Source organism: Microbacterium sp. GXF7504 (genome assembly GCF_054798235.1).
The window spans coordinates 69603-87636 of sequence record NZ_JBSJZI010000001.1; the positions used below are offsets into that span (position 1 = coordinate 69603).

The window sequence follows — 18034 nt, forward strand, 5'->3', positions numbered from 1 at the left end:
CGCCGGGCGCTGTCGCGTTCCCGGGCGCCGGACGTTCCGGAGCGCCGAATCGCCCCGGTCAGTAGTGCGGGGGCTTCTCGCGCCGCATCCGGTCGTCGTTCGGGCCGCGCTCGCCCGACGGGGCGGATGCGGGCTCGTCGGCGTCGACCGGAAGCTCCGGCGCCGTGTCGGTGCCGGGGACGGGGGTCAGTCGGGCGCGGCGCGAACCCGGGACCTTCTCGACGTGCTGGCGCTCAGACATCGAGCGGCTGCGTGGTCACCTCGACGGTCGAACCGCCGGCGGCACCGAGCATCCCGGCCACGCGTGCGGCCACGGCCGCCGGGTCGCTGTACAGATCGAACGAGTGCACCCGGAGGTAGTGCCACCCGAGGCGTCGGAGGATCTGGGGCCGCAGCCGCAGCGACTCCCGGAGCGACTCGTGGCGCGTCTCTGGGTCGCTCTCCACCACGATCGCCTTGCCCTCGTGGCGAGCCACCAGCGGCAGCAGGCCGCGGTAGTCGAGTTCCACCTCGACCCCGAGCCGGCGCAGCTCGCGGGCGAGGGCGCGCGTCAGCGGGTCGGAGAGGTCTTCCAGGTGCGAGTCGCGGGCGCGGGCGGCCACGCCGCCGAGGATGCCCATGAGCGTCGCCGCGCCGTGCTCGAGCCGGCCGTCCTCGAACGCCGTGGGCCGGATCGACGACACGATCACCATCGAGCGACGCGCGCGGGTCATCCCGACGGTCAGCAGCCGCTCGCCGTCGGGAGTGGACAGGTCGCCGAAGTCCGAGAGCACCCGGCCGTGCTTGGTGAGCCCGAAGCCGAGCGAGAAGATCACCCGGTCGCGGCTCTCCGCCACCGACTCCTCGAGGGTGAGCACGGCGAACGGCTCGGCGGTGTCGCGCGAGATGAACCCGGCGACGTCGGAGCGTCCGGCGAAGGCGGCGCCCACGGCGGCGCGCACACGCTCCGCGTGGCGGCGGCTCGCGGTGACGACCATGAGCGACTCGGTTCCGCGGTTGACCGCGTGCTCGATGACGAGCGTCACGACGCGCTGCAGTTCCGCATCCGGGCTCTCCACCGCACCGCTGACCGGGTCGGGATTGCCCGTGCCGCCCTCGACGTAGTCCACACTGAGGCTGCCGCGTCCGAGGTACGAACCGGCCCACGGCAGCGAGGCGATCTCGCCGCCGTAGAACGCGTCGTTCACGAGCTCGGCGAGGTCCTCGCCGCCCGCACGGTAGCTCCGGGTCAGCGTGGCGACGTCGATGAGGTCGCGTGCGCGTTCGAAGACGCTCGTCTCGTCGAACGGCTCGTCGAACTCGTCCTGTTCGGGTGCGGCTCCTGCGGCGACGGCGAACGGCGTCGGCTTCTGCGTGACCGGATCGCCGAACAGCACGATCTGCCGGGCCCGGCGGAGCGCGGGCGCGGCCTCGGCGACGCACAGCGACCCGGCGTCGGCGATGATGACGACGTCGAACTCGGGCCAGTCGGGGATGTCGGGCACCTCGTACGGCGACGCGATCCACACCGGTGCCAGCACGCCCATGAGCGTGGGCGCGGCGCGCAGCAGCTGCTCGGGGTCGTCGACCCCGGCACGCATGGCCTGCTTCAGCGCGTCGGACTCGTCGGCGTGGTCGACGATGCCGATGCGCCAGCGGGTGGCGAGCTCGTGGGCGAGCAGGGGCCCGGATGCGGCGGCGTGCGCCTCGTCGACGAGGCGGAAGTCGCGTTCGAGCCGGTCGAGGACGGCCGTGTTCGCGCCGAGGAGCGCGCGGTCCGTGCGCAGCAGGTGCTCGAGCGCCGACTGCCACCAGGCGAACTCGAGCTCGGCCCCCACCTGCGACTCCGGCACGTGCCGGACGGAGAGGTCCGTCAGCAACGACTCGAGTCCGAGGCCGGCCAGTTCGCCGCGCAGCTCGGTGCGCTCGACGAGGTTCTCGAAGTAGGAGGACTCCGCGGCGAGCGCGGCCAGCGTCCGCACGAGCGCCTGGATCGGCATCGCCGAGAGCCGCCCTGCCTCGCTGCGGTGGAGGATCGTGTCGAGTTCGGCGAGTTGCGCGTGCACCCGCTGCCAGGCGACCAGCACGTCAGCCAGCCCGACCGGCACCTCGGGGATGATCCCGACCTCGACGAGCCGCTGCCAGTCGGCGCGCTGCTGGTGGATGCGCACGAGCGACTCGTACATGTCGGGTACGTGCACGCCGGGGCGCACGTACTCCCGCGAGAGCCGCTTCAGGCGACGCCGGTTGGCGCTCGACATGGTGCCGGCGTCCTTCTTCGGCGCATGCGCCTGGATGAGTTCGACCAGCGGGCGCTCGAAGACGCTCGGGCTGAACCGGTCCAACGTCTCCCGGATGCCCTGCAGCAGGCGCAGGTACTCCCCCAGCTCGTCGATCGTGCGGAACGGCCGCATGCGGGTCTGCGCGATGAGCTCGTACCCCCGCTCGAGCAGGCCCGGGACGTCCTGCGCGTTGAGGCGTCCGGCCAGTGCGTGCGCCGAGCGGGCCGCATCCGTCGAGTCGAACGCCACGCCGTACCAGGGCGAGTCGTCGGGGCCGAAGCGGAACTCGCCCAGGCGCGCCGCGTCGGCGAGCCTGCGCGCCGCAGCGGGACGGCGGTCGCGCAGCACCTCGAGCGTCGCGATGTCGAAGCGGGCCGTGGTGGAGGGCGCTGGCGACGCCGCGGCGAGTTCGGTGAGCTTGCGGACCACGTCGAGTGCGGAGGCGCCGAGCGTCGGATGCTGCACGGTCAACGCGCCACGGTAATCCCGGAGGACGGTGCGCAGCCGCACGAGCGCGTCGTCGATGTCGGCGACCTTGGGCGCCGTCGCCTTCTCGTTGCGTCCGATCGCGCGGATGAGATCGCGGCGCAGGTGGCGGGGCGTCACGGCGAGGGCCTCGAGGCCGATGCCGGCGAGACGGTGCCGGATGCCGTCGAGCGTGGAACGGCGGGCGCTGACGACGAGCACGCGCTTGCCTGCCGCGACGAGCGCGCCCATCGCGTTGATGACGGTCTGCGTGCCGCCCGTGCCGGGCAGCGTGTGCACGGCGAGGGAGTGCCCGGCCGCGATGCGGGCCAGCACGGCCTCCTGCTCCGCGTCGGCGTCGAGCAGCAGCGTGTCGGCCGCCGGGGTGCGGTCGTCGGGGCTCGTGACGGTCGGGAGCGCGGGGCGGGTCGAGACCCGCTCGCGGTCGGCCGGGTGGCCGGCGAGGGCGTTCAGGAACGGCCGGTCGAGATCGGCGGTGTCACGGGTCATCCCCGAACCGACGTCGACGAAGTTCGACACGACGAGGCGAGGCACCACCGTGAAGGTGGGGATGTGCGTGGTGAGCGCCCGGAGGTGGTCGATCACGGGCTGCGGCTTGAAGACGTTGCCGTCGTAGGCCAGGCCCGCGAGTGCGGCGCTGTCGAGGTCGATGCCGAAGTGAGTGGACAGCGCACGCAGCAGCTCGGGGTTCACCCGGAACCCGCCGTGGAGCTTCAGCTCGAAGTCGGTGTGGTGCCGGCGGATGCCGAGCGGTCGCAGCAGCACCGGTGCGGTGAACGGGACGCCACCGATCTTCCACGACGCCATGCCGACGGCCAGGTGCACGGATTCCAGGCCGCGGGCGGTGCGGAGCTCGACGTTCTTCGCGGTGATCCGCTCGGCCGCGATGCGCGCCGTGCGCAGTGCGACCTCGTCGCGGTACAGGTTCGACAGCAGGGTGGAGCGCCCGGTGAGGAACTGCGGGAGGCTGCCCGGGTGCGCCTTGTTGATGTCGATCCCACGCTCCGGCGTGTCGTCGTAGGAGAGGAGCGTCGAGCGCCCGCCGAGGAGCGCCGCCTGCGCGCGGATGCGGGCGCGCTCGGCGTCGGCGATGTGTCCGACGTCGACGCCCGGCTCGGCGACGTTCAGATCGCCGGGACGCACAGCCGTCTCCGACTCGTCTGCACCGGCCACCGCCGTTCCGTCTCCACGCCACACACCAGTCACTGTAGGTGCGGAAGCTGTGCATTCCGGGCAGCGCGGGCCGAGTTTCGCATGATCGGCGGACACGCGCGTGATCGGCCGTTCCTCCCCAGGCCCCGGCGAAGGCGGCTTCGTACACAGTGCGAGGCCGCCGAGGACCGTCCTGGACCCCGCCCGCCAGGATGGGGGGCATGATCCGCTCCCGCTTCACCGTCCACCCCACGCCCGTCGGCGACGCGCTCCTGCTCCGCTCCGACGAGGGCCTCATCGGCCTCGAGCTGCTGCACGATCCGCTGGGTGCGGCGCTGGAGCGTTGGGCACGGCGGCTCGGCGCCGCATCCGAACCCGACGACGCGGGGTTCGAGCAGGTGACGACCGAGCTCGACGAGTACTTCGAGGGCGCGCGCAGGGCGTTCGAGGTGCCGCTCGATTGGCGGCTGACCCGGGGCTTCCCGCGCGAGGCGCTGCAGGCGACAGTGGGGATCCCCTACGGCGAGACCGCCGGATACGGCGAGGTCGCGCTGCTGGCCGGTCACCCCCGCGCCGCTCGCGCGGTGGGCACCGCCTGCGCGACGACGCCGTTCTCGATCGTGGTCCCGGTGCATCGCGTGGTGCGGGCGGACGGGTCGATCGGCGAGTACGGCGGGCATCCCGAGGTCAAGCGGTTCCTGCTCGACCTCGAGGCACAGGCCGTCGCCGGCGTGTAGGCCGCCGGCGACGATCGGGCCGCCCCGCAGGAGTGCCGGGGCGGCCCGATGTTCGATCAGTGCTCCGTCGCCTTCTCGGCGCCGAACCCGGTGAGCGAGCGGACCTCCATCTCCGCGGCCTTGCGCGGATCCTCCTTGCGGCTGCTCGTGACCGTGCCCAGCCAGCCGAGGAAGAACCCGAGCGGGATCGAGATGATCCCGGGGTTGTTCAGCGGCCAGATCGCGACGCCCACGTTCTTGAAGACGCTCGTCTCGGTGCCCCAGAACACGGGCGAGAGCACGATGAGGATGATCGCCGCGGCGAGTCCCCCGTACATGCTCCACACCGCGCCGCGGGTGCTGAACTTCCGCCAGAACAGCGAGTACAGGATCGTCGGCAGGTTCGCCGAGGCGGCGACCGCGAAGGCGAGCGCCACGAGGAACGCGACGTTCTGCCCCTGCACCCCGATCCCGCCGATGATCGCGAGGATGCCGATCACGATGACCGTCCGGCGGGCGACCTTCACCTCGCCGTCCGGCGGCACGTCACCCTTCTTCACGACGTTCGCGTAGATGTCGTGGGCGAAGGACGCCGCAGCCGTGATGGTGAGGCCGGCGACCACCGCGAGGATGGTCGCGAACGCCACCGCCGAGATGAACCCGAGCAGCACCGGGCCGCCCAGGTACAGCGCGAGCAGCGGTGCCGCGGAGTTCACACCTCCTGGTGCGGCGGCGATCGTCTCGGGACCGACCAGGGCACCCGCGCCGTAGCCGAGCACGAGGGTGAGCAGGTAGAAGATGCCGATGAGCCAGATGGCCCACACCACCGAGCGACGCGCCTCCTTGGCCGTGGGGACGGTGTAGAAGCGCATCAGCACGTGCGGCAGACCCGCGGTGCCCAGCACGAGTGCGAGTGCGAGGGAGATGAAGTCCCACGGGTTCGCGCCGTACTGCAGCCCCGGTCCGAGCACCGCTTCGCCCTGCGGCGAGGCCGCGACCGCGCCCTCGAGCAGCGTGTTCAGGTTGAACCCGTTGATCGCGAGCACCCAGATCGTCATGACGACGGCGCCGCCGATGAGCAGGAACGCCTTCACGATCTGCACCCACGTCGTGCCCTTCATGCCGCCGACGAGCACGTAGACGATCATGAGGACGCCGACGACGGCGACGACGATGGACTGCCCGATCTGGTCGCCGATGCCGAGCAGCAGCGAGACGAGTCCGCCGGCACCCGCCATCTGCGCGAGCAAGTAGAAGAAGCAGACCGCGAGCGTCGTGATGGCCGCCGCCATCCGCACCGGACGCTGCTGCAGCCGGAACGACAGCACGTCGGCCATCGTGAACCGGCCGGTGTTGCGCATGAGCTCGGCCACGAGCAGCAGCGCGACGAGCCAGGCGACGAGGAATCCGATGGAGTAGAGGAACCCGTCGTACCCGTTGATCGCGATCGCGCCGCAGATCCCGAGGAACGACGCCGCCGACAGGTAGTCGCCGGCGATGGCGAACCCGTTCTGCGGACCGGTGAACGACCGCCCGGCCGCGTAGTAGTCGGCGGCCGTCTTGTTGTTGCGGCTGGCGCGGATGACGATGAACAGCGTCACCGCGACGAACGCCCCGAAGATCGAGATGTTCAGGACGGGGTTGTTCTCGACCGTCTGGACGGCGGCATGGATGGCACCGAAGACCTCGTTCATGCGGCACCTCGTTCGCGTCGCTCGAGCTCTTCCCGGATCGCCTCGGCCTGCGGATCGAGCCGCCGGTTCGCGAACGAGACGTACGCCATCGTGATGGCGAACGTCGTCACGAACTGGCCGAGCCCGAACAGCAGCCCGACCGTGATGTCACCCCAGACGCGCTGGGACATGAAGTCCGCCGCGAACGACGAGAGCAGCACGTAGACGAAGTACCAGATCAGGAACGCGGCGGCGAGCGGGAAGACGAACCCGCGCCGCGACCGCTTCAGTCTCCGGAACGCTGCGGTGTCCTCCACCGCGATGTAATCGATCCCGCTGGATGCAGGATCCCGTTGCACATTGGTCATGTGGCCTCCTCGCCTCATGCCTGGCGCGTCCTCGCGCCGTCGGGGGGATAACGCGTGCCGCTGGATGCGGCGGTGTTATCCTCGACGCTACGAAGGCGGCGAGGACGCCGTCACCCCCGGAAGTAGGTAGGCGGATCGTGGTGCACTCCACATCTCCGAGCGACCTGACATTGCTCTCGCGAGCGGTGCAAGACCTTGCGCGCCGTTCGCGGTTCCCGGTCGCCTTCGGCGGGATCGCGGATGAGGGTGCGATCCACGTCTCCGCGATCGTCGGCGCCCGCAGCCGCAGCATCGAGGGACTCGTCGTGCGCCCCCAGCGCGGCCTCGGCGGTCGCGCGTTCGTCGAGAACCGCCCGCAGCTCGCGCTGGACTACCGCACCGCCCGCGGCATCACGCACGACTACGACCGCGCGATCCTCGGCGAGGGCATCGTGACGCTGTTCGCCGTCCCGGTCGTCACCGCCGGCCGCACCCGCGGCATGCTCTACTGCGGCTCCTGGTCGCAGTCTGCGGTCGATGCGGAGGTGGCCAAGCCCGCGCTGAAGATTGCGGAGGACCTGGCCACCGAGTTCCGCATCCGCGACGAGGTCGAGCGCCGTCTCGCGGTCGCCCGCCCGCAGGTCGCAGCGCCCATGCTCGACCCGTCCGCCAGGGAGGAGCTGCGCGAGAGCTTCGCGCAGCTGCGAGCGATCGCCGCATCCATCACCGACCCGGCCCTGCGCTCCCGGATCGGCGCCGTCGAGCAGCGGCTCGCCGCCATCGGCTCCCCTGCGGACGACGGCGATCGGCTGGACGTGCGGCTCTCTCCCCGGGAGCTCGACGTGCTCTCGTGCGCTGCGCTGGGGGCGACGAACGCGGAGATCTCCGAGAGCCTCGCGCTCCGGGAGACCACGGTGAAGTCGTACCTCGCGACTGCGATGTCGAAGCTCGGCGCCTCGACGCGTCACGCCGCGGTCGCGAACGCGCGTCGCGCCGGCCTCCTGCCCTGACGCACGGGGCCCCCGTCACAGCCCGAGCTGAGCCCGGAGGGCGTGCCCGTCGACGAGGCCCGTCGCCTCGACGATCCGACCACCGGCGACGCGGTACAGGGCGAATTCGGCGACGTTCACGTGGCGGCGGGTGGGCGCGACGCCGAGGTAGGGGCCGGCGTGGGTGCCGCTCCCCCGCAGGTGCACCGCGATGCGGTCGTCCTCGGCGACGAGGTGGATGCGGCGCCACTTCCAGTCCGGGAAGCCGGTGAAGAGCATGGCGAGGTCGTCGAGCCAGGCGTCCGCGCCCGCGGGCAGGTGGGCGCGGCGCACGTCGGGAGCGATGAACGACGCGAGGTCTGCGAGGTCGTGCCGGTTGGCTGCGTCGAGGAAGTCCGCGTACCACTCGTGCAGTTCCCACGGCTCCATGCACCGATTATCCGTCGCCGATGGTGGGGGTTGTCGCGTGCGGGCGCCGGGTCGACACTGAGGCCATGACCGGTCGGTTCGTGTACTGGATGAACGTCTCGGTCGACCTGCGCATCGAGCAGACCGCCGGCGAGGACGGCGGCGGCTCGTGGATGCGGATCGGCGAGTCGCTCCACCGCGAGTTCAACGCGCGCGCGGCGGCGCTGACCCTCATGGTCCAGGGCCGGACGGTGTACGAGATCATGGAGTCGTTCTGGCCGGCGGCCCGGGAGAACCCGTCGTATCCGGCGTACATCCGCGAGTACGGGGAGATCTGGACGACCAAGCCGAAGGTGCTCGTCTCCCGCAGCCGCACCGAAGCAGGCCACAACACGCGGGTGGTGACCGCGGACGATGCGGTGCCGGAACTCCGCCGCATCCGGGACGAGACCGACGGTGACATCGGCGTCGGCGGGGCGACGGTCGCGACCGCGCTGCTGCATGCCGGCCTGCTCGACGAGCTGTTGCTGTTCACGCATCCGGCGATCCTCGGCGAGGGACGCCCGCTGTTCGACGGCGACCACCATCCGCTCGACCTGGAGCTCCTGGAGTCCGCGGTCTACGAGGGCGGGGTCGTGCTGGGTCGCTACGCGGTGCGCGGGTGAGCGTCATCGAGCGTCGACGCGGCTTGGGGATGGCGGCGTCGCTACACCCTGGGCGTCGTGCGCAGTCCTCTCGGTCGTCGTGGCGCCCCGGTTAAGGCTCACACGAGCGGCGGAGCGGATGCCTCGAACCGCCCTGCGGACTCCGTCACCGGTGCCGCCAGCATCCCGACGACGGCATCGATGAGGAACGAGCCGACGCCGCTCCAGCTGCCGCTCGCGGTGCCGGCGTTGCGTTGCACCTCGTACTCCGCGAAGACCCCCAACACCATGTGGCCCAGGATCCAGGATCGACCCCGGATGACGCTGCGTGAGATGCCCTCGAGTTCCGGGGACGCGAAATCCTCCGCTCCGAGCGAGCCTGCGACGCTGTCTGTCAGCACCGACACCACCGATGGCGTGGAGCGGACCTGATTGAGGAACTGCGCGCGCCAGCTCGGCCGCGGGAGCGAGTCCATCAACTCGACCAGCGGCAGCAACCTGCAGCGCACGACGTCGTGCAGCGTCGGGGTGCCATCCAGCTCGTCCAGGAGCTGTCGGCGTCGTGCGGTGAGCGGCTCAGCGTAGCGGGTGACGAGCGCCTGCAGCAGCTCGGGGCGCCCGCCGAAGTGGTACGCGACCGCCGAATGGTTCGCGGAGCCGGCCTGCTCGGCGATCCCACGATTGGACACGGCATCGATGCCGTGGCGCGCGAAGAGTTCCTCGGCAGCATCCATGAGCGCTTCGCGCACCCGATCGCTCTGCTTGCCCATGCCGTCTCCGTTTGTTGTGGATTCACTGTGACATGACCGTCGTGATTTCGCTCATCTAAGTCACGTGACTTAAATTGTAGCCAACCCCGATCGACGGTGATCGGCCGCCCAGCCATCGATCAGGAGCGCACCCGTGAGCACGACCCCACCTCCGACCCGTCGGGCGACGCGCAACGACCGCCCCGAGGCCGACGCGGCATCCACGCCGTCGCCCGACCTCGACGACGTCGCCGCGAAGGCCGCGAAGCGCGCCAAGGCGGAGAAGATCGGCCGGACGGTCGCCGTGTTCGTGATGCCGCTCATCATCGTCGGCATGATGATCACCGGCTACCTCGCGACCATGCACTCCCCGACCGCGAACCACATGCCGGTCGCGGTCGCCGGCCCGGATGCGGCGACCACCGCGGACGCACTCGCCGACGCGGAGCCCGACGCGCTGGAGGTGACGACGGCGGACAGCGCGTACGACGCGAAGCAGCAGGTCGTGGACCGCGACGTGGTGGCGGCCGTCGTGCTCGAGGGCGACACCGCCGTGCTGTACACGGCATCGGCGGCCGGCCTCACGCAGGCGACGCTGGTGAGCGGCCTGGTGACCCCCGCGCTCCTCGACGACGGGTACTCGGTCAGCGCCGAGGACCTGGTGCCCCTGCCGGACTACGACCCTTCCGGTCTCGCGGCGGTGTTCCTCGCGACCGCGCTGGTCATGGCCGGATATCTGCCGTTCAGCGTGCTGCGCTCGAACTCGCCCGAGCTGCTGAAGTTCCGCCGCATCGTGCCGCTCATCGCGGGGTGGGCGGCGCTGATCGCCGCCCTCGTCTGGGTCGTGACCGGTCCGATCATGGGCGTCGTCTCGAGTGAGCACTACCTTGCCGTCGCCGCGGTCGCGTGGCTCGGCGTGTTCGCGATCTCGTGTGTCCAGCTGTTCATCACCAGGCTCATCGGCCCGCTCGGCGTGATCGTCGGGATGGGGCTGCTGATGGTGCTCGGCATGCCCGCGTCCAACATGAGCATGTCGGTGTACACGATGCCGTCGTTCTACCGGTTCCTGCACGAGATCCTGCCGATGCCCGCGATCGGCGAGGCGATGCGGTCGGTGCTCTACTTCGACGGCATCGGCGTGACGCGGCACCTGTTGGTGCTCGCGATCGGCGCGGTCGCCGGGCTCCTCGCGACCGCGCTCTACGACAAGCTCCGCGGGCACAAGTACCCCGAGGGCGTCGCCATGGATGTCAACATCCCGTCCCTTCACGGCGGTCCGCGGCCGAAGAACGACATGTGGCGGTACGTCTCACTGGTGTTCTTCCCGCTCGCGATGGTGACCATGATGCTGAGCTGCCTGCTCGGCGCCATGCACCAGCCGACGCCGCGTGACATGCCGGTCGCGGTCGTCGGGGCGACGGCGGAGCAGGCGGAGCAGACCGCCGCAGCGCTCGAGGAGAACCTCGACGACATGTTCGTGTTCTCCACATACGGAGCCGAAGACATCGACGAGGTCGAGGCACTCGTCGAGGACCGCGCGCTCGTCGCCGCGCTCGTGCTGCCTTCGCAGCAGAATCCCGCGTTCACACTGGTCGGCAACCAGGCCGGCAGCCCGAGCGCCTACCAGGTCGCGACGCGGGTGTTCACCCAGGTCGCCACGGCGCAGCAGATCCCGTTCGAGGTCGACGACCTCCACCCCCTCCCGGACAGCGACAGCCAGGGCATCGTCACGATGTACGTCGCCATGGGGTGGGTGCTCGCCGGGTTCATGGTCGTGATCGTCGGCGCGAACGCGGCACCCGCCACGCGCCCGCTCAAGACGATGCTGCCGCTCACCGCCGTCTATGCCGCGTTCATGTCCACCGTCATCTGGCTGATCGCCGACCCGATCACCGGCTCCGTCGACGGGCATTTCGGCGCGCTCTGGGGCGCCGGTGCGGTGACCATCTTCTGCGTCGCCATGTTCGCGATGGTGTTCGAGCGGTTGCTCGGGATGCTGGCGGTCATCCCCGCGGTCGGCATCCTCATGTTCCTCGGCGTCCCGTCGGCGAACGGCCCGTTCTCGATCTACATGGCCCCGGACTGGTTCCGCACCCTGCACGATTTCCTGCCGATGCCCGCAGCGGTCGAGACGGTCCGCTCGATCCTGTACTTCGACGGTGACACCGTGTGGGACCACCTGCAGGTGCTGGGCCTGTGGGGGCTCGTGTCGCTCGCGCTGGTGATCCTCATCGACGCGATCAAGCCCGTACGCACCGAGCACGACTTCGGCGACCTGCACACGACACCGGATGCCGACGTCAGCGCTGCTGCGGAGGTGGCTGCGGACCCCGAGGATGCTTCGGCCTCGGCGGACGGAGCGGCTCGCGACGAGCGCGAACTGGTCGGCGCCGGCCGCTGACGCACGCGGTCGATGGTGCGGGCGCGGGACGACCGAATCGCCCGCCCGTCGTCAGTCGGTCTCGCAGGCCCAGCCGTCCTTGTCGCGATCGAGACCGTAGACATCACGTCCGACCACCTGGGCGACACCGGAGAAATAGGACGGACCGTCGCCGCTCCCGCCGGCGCAGTCCACGTCCGAGTCGATCGGGACGCACGCTCCGGCATAGTTCGGGTCACACCCCGACGCGGGCTGCGCGGGCGCAGGCGCGGGTGCCGGCGCCACGTACGTGCCGTTCGCCACGACTTGCGTGACCGGTTCCCGGGTCACTACCTCGGATGTGAGTTCACGGCCGACTTCCTGGCCGTCGACGAGATGCACGGTGTAGGTCAACGTCTTCTCGCCGTTCTGGCCGTACGTCCGCACCTGCGTCTGGCCGGACGGCAGACCACCGTCGTCGACCCAGCTTTCGGTGAACGCGATCTCCTCGACCACCGTCTCTTCCCGCGTACTCTCCACCGGGGTCGGCGTCGGCGTGGCCGTCCGCTTCGGGGACGGTGAGGCTGACGGCTCCGCTGTGCTCGCACTCGGCTCGCCGGTCGGCGTCCCGACCGGATTCGCCGCCAACTGCCCGGTTGTGCCGCCACCGAGCGACCCCACGCTGATCGGCCCTGTGAGCAGAAGCAGGACGGCCGCAGCGGCGGTGAAGATGCCGGCGGCCTTCCGCGATCGGAAGCGGAGCCACGTTCGTCGACCGGTCGTGAGCGCAATGGTCCCGGTGATGAGCACGACGATCGCCGCGACCGCGATGATCGGCGACAGGAGCAGGATCGGCACCAGTGCGATCACACCGACCACGATCCAGGCCCAGATCGGGATCCGCCTCGCAGGTCCGGGTGACGCGGTCGGACCGCTGAGTGGGACCAGCGGCACGGTCCGGATCTCGCCGTCGACGGCGACATCGTCGCCCCACGCGTTCCCGTCCCACCAGCGGTACCGCGTCGGTGCGATCGGATCCGGATACCAGCCAGGCTGCTGCGCAGACATCGATTCCCCCCAGAATCCCCCAGTGGCCCGACCATACGGCACGCACCCGGCGGGATCCACCCCTCCAGCCGCAGACGCGCCCGGCGGCGACGGCTATCCTTGGGGGACGCCCTCGTAGCTCAGCAGGATAGAGCGGCCCTCTCCTAAAGGGCAGGTCGCAGGTTCGAATCCTGTCGGGGGCACCGAACCCCTGGGATCAGGAGCGCGCCGCATCCGGCGCCCGTCGCAGTCCCGCCACCGCGATCACCGCGGCCAGCACACACCCTGCGGCGACGAAGGCGACCACCCCGCCCCAGCCGAGCCCCGCGAACGCGAAGCCGAGCGCCCACCCGAGCGCGCTCGAGCCGGCGTAGTAGGCGAGGTAGTAGACCGACGACGCCTGCGCGGACGTGCCGGCCGGGGCGGATGCGGGCGTCCACCCCGACGCGACGGCGTGCGCGCCGAAGAACCCCGCGGTGAACACCACGAGTCCGACGAGGATGACCGCCAGCACCGGGACGAGGGTGAGCAGGAGCCCGGCCACCATGACGACCGTCGACCCGAGGAGCACCGGCAGCCGGCCGTGGCGGACGGCCAGCGCGCCCGCCCGGGGCGAGGCGACCGTGCCACCGAGGTAGGCGAGGAAGAGGAGGCTCACGAGCCACAGCGGCAGGTACAGCGGCGGCCCGGCGAGTGCGAACCCGAGGTAGTTGTAGACCGCGACGAACCCGCCCATGAGCAGGAATGCCTGCGCGGAGAGCGCGAGCTGCGCGGGCGTCCGCACGACGGCGAGGAGGCGGCGGGTGAGCGCCGCGGGACGCACCGACTGCGGCGTGAACCGCCGGGCGGACGGCGACAGCCACAGGAACAGGGCCGCGCAGACCGCGCAGACCACGGCGGCCGCGAAGACCCCGATCTCCCAGTTCCCCCACTCCGCGAACGGCCCGGCGATGAGCCGGCCGGCGAGACCGCCGACCGTCGTGCCGGCGATGTAGCTCCCGGCCGCCCGCGCCGCGTGCCCCGCGTGCACCTCCTCGTTGAGGTAGGCGAGCGCGATCGCGGGCACCGCGCCGAGCGCGACACCCTCCGCGAAGCGCGCCGCGAAGAACAGCTCGATCGTCGGCGTGAACGGGGCGACGAGCCCGAGGACGGTGGCGACCGCGACGCCCGCGCCCATCGTCGCGCGACGGCCGAACCGGTCCGCGGCGATCGACCACGGGATCACCGCCAGCGCCAGCCCCAGGGTGGCGGCCGAGACGGCGAGCGCGGCGGTCGCCGGCGGGATGCCGAAGTCGGCGGCGAGAAACGGCAGCACGGCCTGCGGCGAGTACAGCTGCGCGAACGTCGCGACGCCGGCGAAGAAGAGGCCCGCGATGAGCCGACGGTACGCCCGGTCGCCCGGCCGGTGCCCCTCGAACGTCACCCGGCTACGCTAGCGGCTTCCACCCGGCGCACCGCCGCGACCCCTCCCTCGGCGAGCGCCGCCCGCTCCGCCGGACGCTCGAGGTAGTACCGCACGATCGCGGCGACCTGGTTCGGGTCCGATCCGAGCGCGAGCGTCGGTGCGAGCACGGGGCGGCCCTTCCCGCCTCGCGGCACGAGGGAGAGCTTGGCGGCGCGCCCGGCGACGACACTCACCTGGGCGAGCTCGTCCCAGCCGAGGTCGAGGTGACCCCGGATGCCGCGCAGCCGCTCCGGAGTCAGCTCCAGACCGGCCGGGATGCGGCGGCGCCACAGCTGCACCGTGAGGATCGCCAGGCCGAGCACCCCGAGCAGGTAGGGCGCACGGGTCAGGAGGACACCCCCGGCCATGGTGGGGAGCCCCTGCGTGTCGACCACCAGCTGCGCGACGGCGGGAAGCAGCAGCGCCACGGCGATCGCCGATATCGGCCACACCGCCGCGGCGGGCGGCACGAACCGGAGGCTGCGGGCGTCCGTGTCCACCCGCACCACCCGGGGTTCGATGACGCCGAACATGACCAGTAGCGCCACCCCGGCGCTGACGACCGTGACGGCGAGCGCCGCCATCACGAACCGGAATCCGAGCCTGTCGTCGAAGACCGCGAGGGCCGCGGGCAGCAGCGCGACCCCGATCACGACCCACCCCAGCATCCGTGGGTTCCTGCCGTTCGGAAAGACCGGCACCTGCTCCGCCGACGGGATGCGGGGGTGCAGCCGTTGCAGACTCATGCGCGGCCCGCTCAGCTGAAGATGCGGCGCCACACGTTCGTGTCGGCGAGGTCGAGCAGCTCGTCGCCGCGCCCCGAGAGCACGGTGCGCAGCGCCCACAGGCTGAACCCCTTCGCCTGCGCGGCGGTGATCGTCGGCGGGATCGCCATCTCGTCACGCGCGACGACGACGTCGACGAGCACCGGACCAGGATCGGCGAACGCCCGCTGCAGCGCCGGTTCGAGGTCGGCGCTGTTCTCCACCCGGATGCCGGTGAGGCCCATCGCCGTCGCGACGGCCGCGAAGTCGGGGTTGACGAGGTCGGTGCCGAAGTTCACGATGCCGGCGGCCTTCATCTCGACCTCGATGAACCCGAGCGCGGAGTTGTTGAACACGACGATCTTCACCGGCAGGTCGTTCTGTCGGATCGAGATGAGTTCGCCGAGCAGCATCGCCAGCCCGCCGTCGCCGGCGAGCGCCACCACCTGCCGGTCGCGGTCGACCGCCTGCGCGCCCAGCGCCTGGGGCAGCGCGTTCGCCATCGACCCGTGGGTGAACGATCCGAGGAGCCGCCGCTGCCTCGTCATGGTCAGATAGCGGGCGGCCCAGATGACGGGCGTGCCGACGTCGGCGGTGAAGACCGCATCCTTCGCCGCGTGCTCGTCGATCAGGCGCGCGACGTACTGCGGGTGCACGGGGGTGCGGCCGTCGTCGTCCGCGAGGCCGTCGAGGTCGCGGCGGGTCTTCGCGTAGTGCTTCAGGGCGTCGCGCAGGTGCTTGTCGTCACGGTCGGTGCGCAGGAGCGGGAGCAGGGCGGATGCGGTCTCCCCCACGTCGCCGACGAGGCCCACGTCGATCGGCGTGCGGCGACCGAGCTGCTCGCCGCGCACGTCGACCTGCACGATCTTCGCCTTCTCCGGGTAGAACTGCCGGTACGGGAAGTCGGTGCCGAGCATGAGGAGGGTGTCGCACTTCTCCATGGCCCGGTAGCCCGACGCGAAGCCGAGGAGCCCCGTCATCCCGACGTCATAGGGGTTGTCGTACTCGATGTGCTCCTTGCCGCGGAACGCGTGCACGATCGGCGCCTGCAGCCGTTCGGCGAGTGCGAGCACCTCGGCGTGGGCACCGGCGACCCCCGCGCCCGCGAGGATCGTCACCTTCTTCGCCCCGTTCAGGAGGTCGGCCGCGGCCTCGAGCTCGTGCTCGGCCGGCACGATGCGCGGTCTGCTCGCCCGGATGGGTGCGGAGCTCCGGCGCGACGGCGCGTCCTGGAAGAAGATCTCACCCGGCACAACCACCACCGCGACGCCGCGCTGCTCGACCGCCGTGCGCATGGCCGTCTCGATGACCCACGGTGCCTGCGAGGCCTCGCCGATCATCTCGCAGTAGACGCTGCACTCGCGGAACAGCTCCACCGGATGCGTCTCCTGGAAGTACCCGCTGCCGATCTCCGACGACGGGATGTGCGACGCGATCGCCAGCACCGGCACGCGGGAGCGCTGCGCGTCGTAGAGGCCGTTGATGAAGTGCAGGTTGCCGGGGCCGCAGCTGCCGGCGACGACGGCGAGTTCGCCCGTGATCTCCGCCTCCGCGCCGGCCGCGAACGCCGCACCCTCCTCGTGCCGCATGTGCAGCCAGCGGATGCGGCCGTCCTGCCGCAGGGCGTCGGTGACGGCGTTGAGCGAGTCGCCCGGGAGCCCCCACATCCGGGTGATGCCCGCGTTGGCCAGGGTGTCGATGAGCAGGTCCGCGATCTTCTGAGCCATGAGGGCAGGCTAGGCGCGGGCGAGCCCCCGCGGGCGGGGGTTGCGCCGCATCCGCCCTCCCGCATCCGCCGTCCCGGCGCGCTACCGAGGCCCGCCGCATCCGCCGAGCCCACCCTCCTGCCGCCGCCCGGATCAGGTGATTCGGCGAGTGCAGGTGGTTTCGGGCCGCGAGTCTCCTGATTTCGCCGAATCACCTGTTTCGGCGCCCCGGCCGTGCCCGATGAGTTCAGCGGATGCGGTGGAGTCCCTGTGCCATGGCGTGCACCACCGTGTCGCGCACCTGCGGCCAGTCGAACAGGATCTGCTGGTAGTCGAAGCGCAGCACCGTGTACCCGAGGAGGGCGAGCCGCGCGTCCGCGTGGATGTCGCGCCGCCGATCCGCAGCCGACGAATGATGGGCGAAGCCGTCGACCTGGATGACGAGGCGGTCGCCGATGAGCCCGTCGACGCGGTGGCCGTCGACCCAGACCTGCTGACGCACGGCGATCCCCTCCGCCCGCATCCCGTGCACGAATACGGTCTCGCCGCCCGCGTCCGAGAGGAGGGACGCCGCTCGCGCGAGTTCACGGGCTTCGGCATTGCGCCACGCGATCCGTTGCAGGTGCGCGCGTTCCACGAGGCCTTTCCGGAGCGCCGATTCCCAGATGGGCAGTGCCTCCCGCCGCCCGAGGCACCGCGCGGTGTGGAACAGGACGTTCACGAGATGGTCGTCCACGCCGTTGCGCGCGACGGGCGCCGGCCCGGAACCCCAATGGAGCACGAGCCCGTCGGCGTCCAGGCGCCCGGCGTTGCCCGGCACCGCCACGTGCACGCCGTCGTGCGCCGGGGTCCACAGGCCGAACATCGCCGCGGCGCTCGCGCAGGTCACCCGGCCGCCGACCGTCACGGCGGCGGCCCGCCGCGGGTCGCACTCGGGCGCGACCAACCACGACCGTCGCACGCGGATGCACACCCCAGCACCGACCGCCGCGGCCATGACCCCCGCCGGCCATCCCTCGGCGCGGGCGTCGGAACTGTGCGCGACCCCCGAGCGCTGCGCGAGCCATTGTCCGAATTCGGCGACCGTCCGCATCCCCCGATGCTCGCCCGCTGCGCCGCCGCGCGTACCGCGCTCCGGCCGCCGGTGCATGACCCCGAGGACCCCGCACGCTGGGGAGGAACGGATGCCACCCGCATCCGCCGCACCGGATCAGGTGATTCGGCGGATGCAGGTGGTTCACGGCACAGAACAGCCTGCTGCCGCCGAAACACCTGATCTGGATGCGGGC

The 18034-nt window shown here is 71.3% G+C and carries 15 protein-coding genes and 1 tRNA gene; 5 read left to right on the forward strand and 11 right to left on the reverse strand.

What is annotated here, in order from left to right; translation table 11 throughout:
- Positions 1-58: 58 nt before the first annotated feature.
- Both ACWAUO_RS00350 and ACWAUO_RS00355 read right to left on the reverse strand, forming a co-directional pair.
- Entirely contained in the window at positions 59-241 is a 183-nt protein-coding gene (locus tag ACWAUO_RS00350; protein WP_460772128.1) for a hypothetical protein, read from the reverse strand.
- Complete coding sequence (locus ACWAUO_RS00355) at positions 234-3953, reverse strand: AAA family ATPase (RefSeq protein ID WP_460772129.1); 3720 nt, start codon at positions 3951-3953, stop codon at positions 234-236. Before ACWAUO_RS00355 ends, ACWAUO_RS00350 begins: the two co-directional genes overlap by 8 nt.
- 167 nt (positions 3954-4120) lie before the next feature.
- On the opposite strand from ACWAUO_RS00355, the gene ACWAUO_RS00360 reads away from it, so the two are divergent.
- Positions 4121-4636, forward strand: a complete 516-nt coding sequence (locus tag ACWAUO_RS00360) for a methylated-DNA--[protein]-cysteine S-methyltransferase (RefSeq protein WP_460772131.1) — start codon at positions 4121-4123, stop codon at positions 4634-4636.
- 56 nt (positions 4637-4692) lie between these two features.
- Here ACWAUO_RS00360 and ACWAUO_RS00365 read toward each other — a convergent pair whose 3' ends face one another.
- Positions 4693-6309, reverse strand: a complete 1617-nt coding sequence (locus ACWAUO_RS00365; RefSeq protein ID WP_460772132.1) for a solute symporter family protein — start codon at positions 6307-6309, stop codon at positions 4693-4695.
- Positions 6306-6656 carry a DUF485 domain-containing protein gene (locus tag ACWAUO_RS00370; RefSeq protein WP_460772134.1) on the reverse strand — a complete coding sequence of 117 codons (351 nt, stop codon included), beginning with the start codon at positions 6654-6656 and terminating at the stop codon, positions 6306-6308. Before ACWAUO_RS00370 ends, ACWAUO_RS00365 begins: the two co-directional genes overlap by 4 nt.
- Positions 6657-6841: 185 nt before the next feature.
- Here ACWAUO_RS00370 and ACWAUO_RS00375 point away from each other — a divergent pair, with 185 nt between their 5' ends.
- Positions 6842-7645 carry a helix-turn-helix transcriptional regulator gene (locus tag ACWAUO_RS00375; protein WP_460772135.1) on the forward strand — a complete coding sequence of 268 codons (804 nt, stop codon included), beginning with the start codon at positions 6842-6844 and terminating at the stop codon, positions 7643-7645.
- Between the two features lie 15 nt (positions 7646-7660).
- Here ACWAUO_RS00375 and ACWAUO_RS00380 read toward each other — a convergent pair whose 3' ends face one another.
- A complete protein-coding gene (locus ACWAUO_RS00380; protein WP_460772137.1) occupies positions 7661-8053 on the reverse strand; it encodes an ester cyclase in 393 nt (130 codons plus the stop codon).
- A gap of 65 nt (positions 8054-8118) precedes the next feature.
- Here ACWAUO_RS00380 and ACWAUO_RS00385 point away from each other — a divergent pair, with 65 nt between their 5' ends.
- Positions 8119-8697: a dihydrofolate reductase family protein gene (locus ACWAUO_RS00385; protein ID WP_460772138.1), complete on the forward strand. Its 579-nt coding sequence runs from the start codon at positions 8119-8121 to the stop codon at positions 8695-8697.
- Between the two features lie 98 nt (positions 8698-8795).
- Here ACWAUO_RS00385 and ACWAUO_RS00390 read toward each other — a convergent pair whose 3' ends face one another.
- On the reverse strand, positions 8796-9446 hold the full coding sequence (locus ACWAUO_RS00390; protein ID WP_460772140.1) for a TetR/AcrR family transcriptional regulator: 651 nt from the start codon (positions 9444-9446) through the stop codon (positions 8796-8798).
- A gap of 133 nt (positions 9447-9579) precedes the next feature.
- Here ACWAUO_RS00390 and ACWAUO_RS00395 point away from each other — a divergent pair, with 133 nt between their 5' ends.
- Positions 9580-11826, forward strand: coding sequence for an ABC transporter permease (locus ACWAUO_RS00395; protein ID WP_460772141.1), 2247 nt, complete (start codon positions 9580-9582; stop codon positions 11824-11826).
- Between the two features lie 51 nt (positions 11827-11877).
- Here the strand turns inward: ACWAUO_RS00395 and ACWAUO_RS00400 are convergent, their stop codons facing one another.
- Positions 11878-12852, reverse strand: coding sequence for a G5 domain-containing protein (locus ACWAUO_RS00400; RefSeq protein ID WP_460772143.1), 975 nt, complete (start codon positions 12850-12852; stop codon positions 11878-11880).
- A gap of 108 nt (positions 12853-12960) precedes the next feature.
- On the opposite strand from ACWAUO_RS00400, the gene ACWAUO_RS00405 reads away from it, so the two are divergent.
- Positions 12961-13034 (forward strand) — tRNA-Arg (locus tag ACWAUO_RS00405).
- Between the two features lie 14 nt (positions 13035-13048).
- On the opposite strand, the gene ACWAUO_RS00410 is transcribed toward ACWAUO_RS00405, so the two are convergent.
- From ACWAUO_RS00410 to ACWAUO_RS00425, 4 genes are all read right to left on the reverse strand, one after another.
- Positions 13049-14254: an MFS transporter gene (locus ACWAUO_RS00410; RefSeq protein ID WP_460772144.1), complete on the reverse strand. Its 1206-nt coding sequence runs from the start codon at positions 14252-14254 to the stop codon at positions 13049-13051.
- Positions 14251-15021, reverse strand: coding sequence for a hypothetical protein (locus ACWAUO_RS00415; protein ID WP_460772146.1), 771 nt, complete (start codon positions 15019-15021; stop codon positions 14251-14253). Before ACWAUO_RS00415 ends, ACWAUO_RS00410 begins: the two co-directional genes overlap by 4 nt.
- Before the next feature lie 11 nt (positions 15022-15032).
- Positions 15033-16766: a ubiquinone-dependent pyruvate dehydrogenase gene (gene poxB / locus ACWAUO_RS00420; RefSeq protein WP_460772147.1), complete on the reverse strand. Its 1734-nt coding sequence runs from the start codon at positions 16764-16766 to the stop codon at positions 15033-15035.
- Between the two features lie 226 nt (positions 16767-16992).
- Complete coding sequence (locus ACWAUO_RS00425; protein ID WP_460772148.1) at positions 16993-17838, reverse strand: endonuclease domain-containing protein; 846 nt, start codon at positions 17836-17838, stop codon at positions 16993-16995.
- Positions 17839-18034: the final 196 nt, after the last annotated feature.

Coding starts and splice junctions, on each gene's coding strand:
- ACWAUO_RS00350 (WP_460772128.1), bottom strand. CDS start 241: ATGTCTGAGCGCCAGCACGTCGAGAAGGTCCCGGGTTCGCGCCGCGCC.
- ACWAUO_RS00360 (WP_460772131.1), top strand. CDS start 4,121: ATGATCCGCTCCCGCTTCACCGTCCACCCCACGCCCGTCGGCGACGCG.
- ACWAUO_RS00365 (WP_460772132.1), bottom strand. CDS start 6,309: ATGAACGAGGTCTTCGGTGCCATCCATGCCGCCGTCCAGACGGTCGAG.
- ACWAUO_RS00370 (WP_460772134.1), bottom strand. CDS start 6,656: ATGACCAATGTGCAACGGGATCCTGCATCCAGCGGGATCGATTACATC.
- ACWAUO_RS00380 (WP_460772137.1), bottom strand. CDS start 8,053: ATGGAGCCGTGGGAACTGCACGAGTGGTACGCGGACTTCCTCGACGCA.
- ACWAUO_RS00385 (WP_460772138.1), top strand. CDS start 8,119: ATGACCGGTCGGTTCGTGTACTGGATGAACGTCTCGGTCGACCTGCGC.
- ACWAUO_RS00390 (WP_460772140.1), bottom strand. CDS start 9,446: ATGGGCAAGCAGAGCGATCGGGTGCGCGAAGCGCTCATGGATGCTGCC.
- ACWAUO_RS00400 (WP_460772143.1), bottom strand. CDS start 12,852: ATGTCTGCGCAGCAGCCTGGCTGGTATCCGGATCCGATCGCACCGACG.
- ACWAUO_RS00415 (WP_460772146.1), bottom strand. CDS start 15,021: ATGAGTCTGCAACGGCTGCACCCCCGCATCCCGTCGGCGGAGCAGGTG.
- poxB (WP_460772147.1), bottom strand. CDS start 16,766: ATGGCTCAGAAGATCGCGGACCTGCTCATCGACACCCTGGCCAACGCG.
- ACWAUO_RS00425 (WP_460772148.1), bottom strand. CDS start 17,838: ATGCGGACGGTCGCCGAATTCGGACAATGGCTCGCGCAGCGCTCGGGG.